Here is a 6889-nt window from a genome sequence, read left to right as displayed (position 1 = left end):
TCAACCCTTATGACCGGCCAGTACATAAAGTCACGCTTGATAGTTTCTCGATGTCTAAATATGAAACGTCGGTTTATGAGTTTGAGCATTTTAAGTTAGCTCATCATCAACCACTCCCCGAGCCCGAGTTCAGGAAAGAACAACCACATCATTGGTGGTTTACACCAACAAATCCAACAGGAACGCAAAAATGGCAGGAAGCCAAAGACTACTGCCTCTGGATCGGTCAGCTAACCGAAAATAAGTTTGATCTGCCAACAGAAGCTCAATGGGAATACGCGGCCAGAGATCGTGGGAAATATATCTATTACGCTACCAATGATGGCACTCTCAAAGGCGATATTAACCTGCCAAAAGATGACCTGCATCCCATAGATAGTTTTCCACCCAGCCCGCTAGGCTTTTATCATCTTCAGAGTAATGCTGTTGAGTGGGTCAATGACTGGTTTGATCCTGATTATTATAAACATAGCCCGGAGCACAACCCGCAAGGCCCCGCAGGGCCCGTAGAAGCGTCTATTCATAACGACCCGCCCCAAATTTTAAAGGTATTAAGAGGTGGATCTACCAATTGGGATGAAAGAGTCGTCATGCGCAGAGCTACTCAAAAACCAATAATGAAGCACCATTATGTTACTTATGGTTTTCGTTGTGCTGTACAAGATGTAAAACCTGTTAACTAACAAGCAAGGGAGATGATGGTTCTTTTGAATCACTCTGTTATGCATACGATCCTCCCCCAGGGGAAGGCGATCATTAATCAAACACAGCAATAGTCCTGAAACAAAGTTCGCAGTTGTGACTTTGGGGCCGCCTAAAACCCGCTTTGATGGATCGCTTTCCCTCTAAATTGCTGCCATCTCTAGGATGTAGCTTATTCATCTGCTCATTAAGCTGACATAATGAAATGACAAGCTTTCAAGCCTGTTATTTCAGTTGAATCAGCACCCTCATGAAGTTATATAACCGGTGGAAATCAGATAAGATAACTATCTGTATATGTTATACACACTATCTATTTAAGAGATTCATGGATGAATAACGCGCTTGTTAAATCCCTCTTTTTTGCCTCAATGGCGACCACACTATTGCTAACAGCGGCCTGCTCGCAGAGTGAAGCGCTGGAGATTCAGTCTGAGGTTGTCAGCCCCGATAAAATCAAACAGATTATTGCCAATGTTGAGCGCCTGCACCCTGATATCAGTGATGAACTGAAACAGCAGGTCGCCGAGATAGCAGTCAAATCGATCGAGAACCAGATCTTTGTTGAAGGCGGCAGCTTCGATATGGGGGACTTCGGCATGCCCTGTAACTCATACCTCGACAGACCGGTCTATGACCCCAATGATGTCTGTAACTCAACGATCAACCCCTACGACCGGCCAGTACATAAAGTCACACTGGACAGTTTCTCAATGTCGAAGTATGAAACCTCTGTGAATGAATTCACATTATTTAAACTTGCCCACGGTTTACCCATTCCAAAAGCTAAACTGAAAGAGCGTAAACCCGACCACTGGATGTTTAAGCCTGATAGTCCAACCGGCACCCAGAAATGGCAGGAAGCTAAAGACTACTGCCTCTGGATCGGTCAACTAACCGAAAAGAAGTTTGATCTGCCAACAGAAGCGCAATGGGAATACGCGGCCAGAGATCGTGGGAAATATATCTATTACGCTACCAATGATGGCACTCTCAAAGGCGATATTAACCTGCCAAAAGATGACCTGCATCCCATAGATAGCTTTCCACCCAGTCCGCTAGGGTTTTACCATCTGCAAAGTAACGCTGTTGAATGGGTCAATGACTGGTTTGATCCCGACTATTATAAACACAGCCCGGAACACAATCCGCAAGGCCCGGAAGGGCCCGTTGAAGCGTCTATTCATAACGATCCACCAAGCATTTTAAAAGTTATGCGTGGAGGATCGACTAGCTGGGATGAAAGAGTCGTCATGCGCAGAGCAACTAAAAAAATCGACGTAGGAGTCCATGCCCCCAAAAATGGTTTCCGCTGCGCAGTACAGGATGTAAACCCGATTAACTAAAAAGGGGCCATTTGTCCCTTTTAGTTAATAACTATGCGTACATCCCTCCCCCTGGAGGACTCAGGTCATCACCGTTCCAGCACATCAACTGGCCAGAAATAGCAATTCTATTCCGCTTCTCAATTGCAACTTTAAGCCCGCCAGTCACAGGATCAAAGGGCTTAGCTTGCCCTTTAAACTGTTTTCCATCGCCAGGTTGCCGGTGCTGCAGTTTATTGATCCACTCATTAAACTGATCCTGCTGTCCCCAGTCGAGAATACTATTCAGCTTTTCCAGACTGGCAAAACTGTCGACTTTTTCACCATCTTTGCTCATATGTTCCAGTATCTCGATAAACTGTCGCCATGAACTTATCGGTTTTAAAACCTCAACTATGGCTGACTCCTGCTGTTCAAGCATCGGGTTTGGAATCACAGCCCAGTTTTTGGCTAATGTATATAGAATAGGGCCCGAGGTTTGCGGCGGAAGCCTGGACAGATCAATTACCTTCAAACCAAAATTGATTTGACGAGCCAGTGATAAGGCTTCATCTTTATCAGCTTTACGCTTAACCATCCAGCGTTTAAATTCGTCCACTCCGTCCTTCAATTCCTCAAAAACTTCAAGCCCAGCTCCCAGGGTCATTCGGAACAACCCCATCGCCATATATTTAAATGCGTCCTCAGAAATAATATTGATATATCGGTAATCCACTTCGGCCAGCACTTCCAGAACCACCCCAAACAGCTCTGCCAGATTCATAACATCAACTGTTGTGCCGAAGCCGCCGCCAGCCCCGGGACCAAAAACAATTTGCCCCTGAACATGTAATTCAAAGTTCCTTCCATCAAAGTCAACATGAAAACTACCTGAGATGCCCGCACCAAAGGCAACAGAGCCCTCCGTCTTAACCTCAACCAGTTGCTTCCATTTTTTCCGCTCCCGTGGGGATTCCCATTCAAGCTCTCCGGTGACACTACCTCCCGCATCAACCCCGGCAAACGCCTCCCCTTTCAGAGTAACGCCCTGCTGCGGGCTGCTCTTAACATGGACGGACGGCGACATCAGGGCACTGGCGCCAGAACTCACCTCTTTCTTTTTCAGGCCTGAGGCATCCAGCTTAACTTCACCGTTAGCACTGACTCTTGCACCAGCAAAGCACGAAAGGGTTACAGCCCCCTTCAGCCGGAAAGTCCCGAACTCATGCAGCACCTCCTCACCGCTGGCGTTGTTATAACTGATAATACAGTTATACCCCCCATCATTCGGCAGATAGATATTTGCCCCAACGGAGCCCTCAACCAATGAAACTGCCGTCTCAAATTTGGCGCCCATATTCATCTGGAGCTTTTTAGGATTAAAGCCCGAAACGGAGGCACTTGCCGTAGCAGCGAAACGTAGTGCATGGGCCTCTGCAGTCACCGCCATCACGGTATCACCGGGATTTTTACCCGCAGAGGAGTCATAGTTTAATAACTCCGAATGCCAGGTATTGAACAGGCAATCATCCGGCGCTTTCCATTCCCAGAATTTAGCTTCCAGTTTTTCCAGCTTAGATTTATCCCAGTCGTCTTTAATCCCTTTTTTCAGATCGTCAATCAGGGCTTTGGCCATCGCTTCAGAGGAAAGTTTTTTATCGGCTCTCAGCTGTTTCTTAAAATCCACAGAAAGCTTCAGCCGCCCTCTCGCCCAGCGCTGCTTCGCAACTTTCCTCAGGAATCCACTACGCAGATAGTAAAACTTATCGGGCTTGCTAAGTAGCGTGACCTCCTGAACCAGAAAACCCGTCTTCGACGCTCGCATAGTCGTCGTGTATTGATCCTGTGCTTTTGGTTCAGCCAGGTGATAACTTTTCGACATAAACTGAGCATTGGTTTTGGTATCACCCGCTGTTTTGGCTGCCGCAGGATCTGTACCATTCAGTAATGCCAGCTCCTGATCAATTATCTTAAGCCGTGCAGCCCGTAGCTTTGCGCAGTTATCCTCCCAGTTATTGCTGTCCAACAATCCAGGACTAAATCTCTCAACAGCCTCCCGTTCTTTTTTCAGTTGCGCTATTAAACCGGCTTTATCTTCTGCACTGGTCTTCGCAGTGTCCTCAGGTGGCATCAAATTTAACGCCTCTGATGTACACATCAGGCCGTTATCCCGGGCTTTTCCCAGCCAGGCTTTTTTTGCTTCGGCTACCTGGTCATGGCCCTGAAGCGTCTGACTCGCGGTATCCGCACTGTCTGAAACAATGTTTCGATACTCCGTCATCAGATTTTCAACAAAATCGATCTCCGCATTCAATTCATCCAACGCTTCTGGCGAAAGTGCGTAGAAAGTATCACCCTCTCCTGTAAGATGTACCAGATCGACAACTTTCTCCTGACACGACCCTTTTTTTGTCGTCTGATCGTTTGTATTATCTCCCTGGCATTGAGCTGGAGGCAGTTCCTCTGTTGCTTTTTCACTGCGGCCCATTTTTTTATCATCAACCGCCACTTCAGTCTGACTCTGTTGTGACAACCTGATGGTTTGTCCCGGATAGATAAGGTCAGGGTTGTGCCGATATTCCGGATTGAGGTCGAGTAGCTGATTCAGACTTACATTATTGCGGGCCGCTATCTGGCTTAAGGTATCACCTTTGCGGATTATATAATCAGACATAACATTCCCTGTTGTAACGCGTTATCACTGTTGTTGGTTACGAATTTATCAATCAAATCAAGCTGCGTATCAGGTGACAGAACCGGGTAAACCCGACAAAAGCTGTTGCACATGCTGCCAACGCTGGCTGGGGATATACTCGGTATGGGCGAGCACCTCGGCAATATCAGGCCGCCGCATAAAATGCTCCCCTTCTGTTATGGCGGTGCGCAACCAGGCTTCCTGAAGTTCGCGGGTTGCCATCTCATGCTGCCTGGCAACCTCCAGCACCCCTGCGACCCAGGATTCCGGTTCAACTCCTTCGGGCAGGTGACTCTGATAATATGCGGTCATTTTGCTAACAAAGCGGCCCGCCCGATGCTGATCAATCTCATCGAACTGTTGTTGAAGAATCACAAATGATTTCTCGGGGGCCTCAGCGCTGACCGGCAGAGTTTCAGGTCGTTTGAGTTGATGCCACTCTTCATCAAACCAGCTAACCTGCTGTGCTATCTGCCAATAGCGCCACCAGTGCTCCTCGCCCAGAACTTCCCATGTCGCCTGCATCGCCCGGGGTTCATAAAAGCGATTCAGAGCGGGACCAAAATCTGTTTCTATCTGCAACATCCAGTGGCATCGCGCGATCACCTCATCGATTGACAGATGACCGCTAAACCGACAACCAATGGGTGAGGCCTCCATCAGTTTTTCCATCACCTGACAGACCGGGTGGTCCTGATCAATAGCAAACAGTTGTGGGCCAACATCTTCCAGTTGCGCGTATTTAGTGCCACTAAACAACATGAAATGAACACCTTCACTAAAAGTATCATGCTGATACCAGTGCACACCGATATCCGGTTGCTGAGCCTTATCAATAATAAAATAGCTGAGCTGACTGCTGTCCATAAACTGCCTCATGCCCCTTTATTTCCATGGATAGGGCAACTGTCACCGCTTTCACTGCAGCACTCATGCACAACAGTTTCGCCACTTTTAGCCATATCCTGATATTTAAACGCCGGTAAAGGCGACCATTCAGGTTCCGGTTGTTTTGCTTCTGAAACAAAACCGGCGACATCCGATTGTGCTTCAACCGGCGGTGTTGGCGGGGTCGGCGATGCCTTTGACGCACTTCCGCCACCGCCACCGGAGTTCAGTTTGATGCTGGCACCGGTAATGGTGACACCAGAGGGGTCGAGCTTGACCATTCCGCTGCCCGCTTTCAGGACAATCTCAGTGCCTGCAGTAATATAAATTTTCTGTCCGGCTTTCTGATGGATCTGCTGTCCTGCGTAGAGGTGGCTTTTTTGCCCTACGGATAGATGCAGGTTCTGATCTATTGTGATGTGCTGGTTTTTGTTGACCTGCTGGAACTGATCGCCCTGGGTCAGGTGATGTTCATCGCTGCGATACTCACTGTAAACCTTACCTTCGACGATTTTATGCCGGTCATTACCCAGCCAGCTGCGATGATCGTTTTTGGTCCGCTGATCGATATCTTTTTCAGCGTGATAGAAGACCTGCTCTTCACCCTTTTTATCCTCAAAGCGGATCTCATTAAAACCATCACCGCCTTTGCTGGAGTTGGTCTTAATGGTGCTGCGGGTTTTGTGTTCCGGCAGTTTGTAGGGGGGACGGTTAAGGCCGTGGTACACCCGGCCAATCACCAGCGGTTTATCCGGGTCACCTTCAAGGAAATCAACAATCACCTCTTCGCCAATACGGGGGATAAACATGCCGCCGAAACTGCCCCCGGCATGGGACTGACTGACCCTGATCCAGCAGGAGCTGGTTTCATTGCCCTGGCCTTCGCGATCCCAGTGGAACTGTACTTTGATGCGGCCATGCTCGTCGGTGTAGATCTCCTCACCTTCGGGACCGGTGACCGTCGCGGTCTGGGTGCCTTCCACATGGGGAGATCTGACATCGGTTGTAGGACGGAACGGCACCGCAAAGGGAACACAGAGATAATTGTTGCTGTATTGACTGCCTTCGGTCGATGCACCCACTTCCAGCACCTGTGGCTGAGAACATTCATGCTCAACCCGCGCAATCAGATACTCACTGTTGAGTGCATCCCGATCATGCCCGGTCAGTTCAAAACTGTAGCCCGGGGTCATCCGGTTAACGTCACTACTGCCCTTAGCCATTTGCCGGTAACGGTTGAGGGACTCTAAACGAATCAGGGCGTTATTACTGCCCCGGCCTGAATCGCTAAAGCGGCCCG

General features: G+C 48.6%; 5 protein-coding genes. 2 read left to right on the top strand and 3 right to left on the bottom strand.

Annotated elements, in window-relative coordinates; genetic code table 11:
- On the top strand, positions 1–683 hold a 683-nt coding region (locus JW499_RS21165), incomplete at its 5' end, for a formylglycine-generating enzyme family protein (protein WP_205212447.1).
- A 351-nt stretch (positions 684–1034) separates the two neighbouring features.
- Positions 1035–2048, top strand: coding sequence for a formylglycine-generating enzyme family protein (locus tag JW499_RS21160; protein WP_205212446.1), 1014 nt, complete (start codon positions 1035–1037; stop codon positions 2046–2048).
- A gap of 31 nt (positions 2049–2079) precedes the next feature.
- On the opposite strand, the gene JW499_RS21155 is transcribed toward JW499_RS21160, so the two are convergent.
- The 3 genes from JW499_RS21155 to tssI form a co-directional block, all read right to left on the bottom strand.
- Positions 2080–4680, bottom strand: coding sequence for a LysM peptidoglycan-binding domain-containing protein (locus tag JW499_RS21155; protein ID WP_205212445.1), 2601 nt, complete (start codon positions 4678–4680; stop codon positions 2080–2082).
- 69 nt (positions 4681–4749) lie between these two features.
- A complete protein-coding gene (locus tag JW499_RS21150) occupies positions 4750–5568 on the bottom strand; it encodes a DUF4123 domain-containing protein (RefSeq protein WP_205212444.1) in 819 nt (272 codons plus the stop codon).
- An 8-nt stretch (positions 5569–5576) separates the two neighbouring features.
- Positions 5577–6889: type VI secretion system tip protein TssI/VgrG (gene tssI, locus JW499_RS21145; protein WP_232846573.1), on the bottom strand; the 1313-nt coding region annotated here is incomplete at its 5' end.

Origin of the sequence: Amphritea pacifica (assembly GCF_016924145.1) — a bacterium.
Taxonomy (GTDB): domain Bacteria; phylum Pseudomonadota; class Gammaproteobacteria; order Pseudomonadales; family Balneatricaceae; genus Amphritea; species Amphritea pacifica.
The sequence above is the reverse complement of the archived record's forward strand: the minus strand, read 5'-3'. Positions and strand labels throughout refer to the sequence as shown.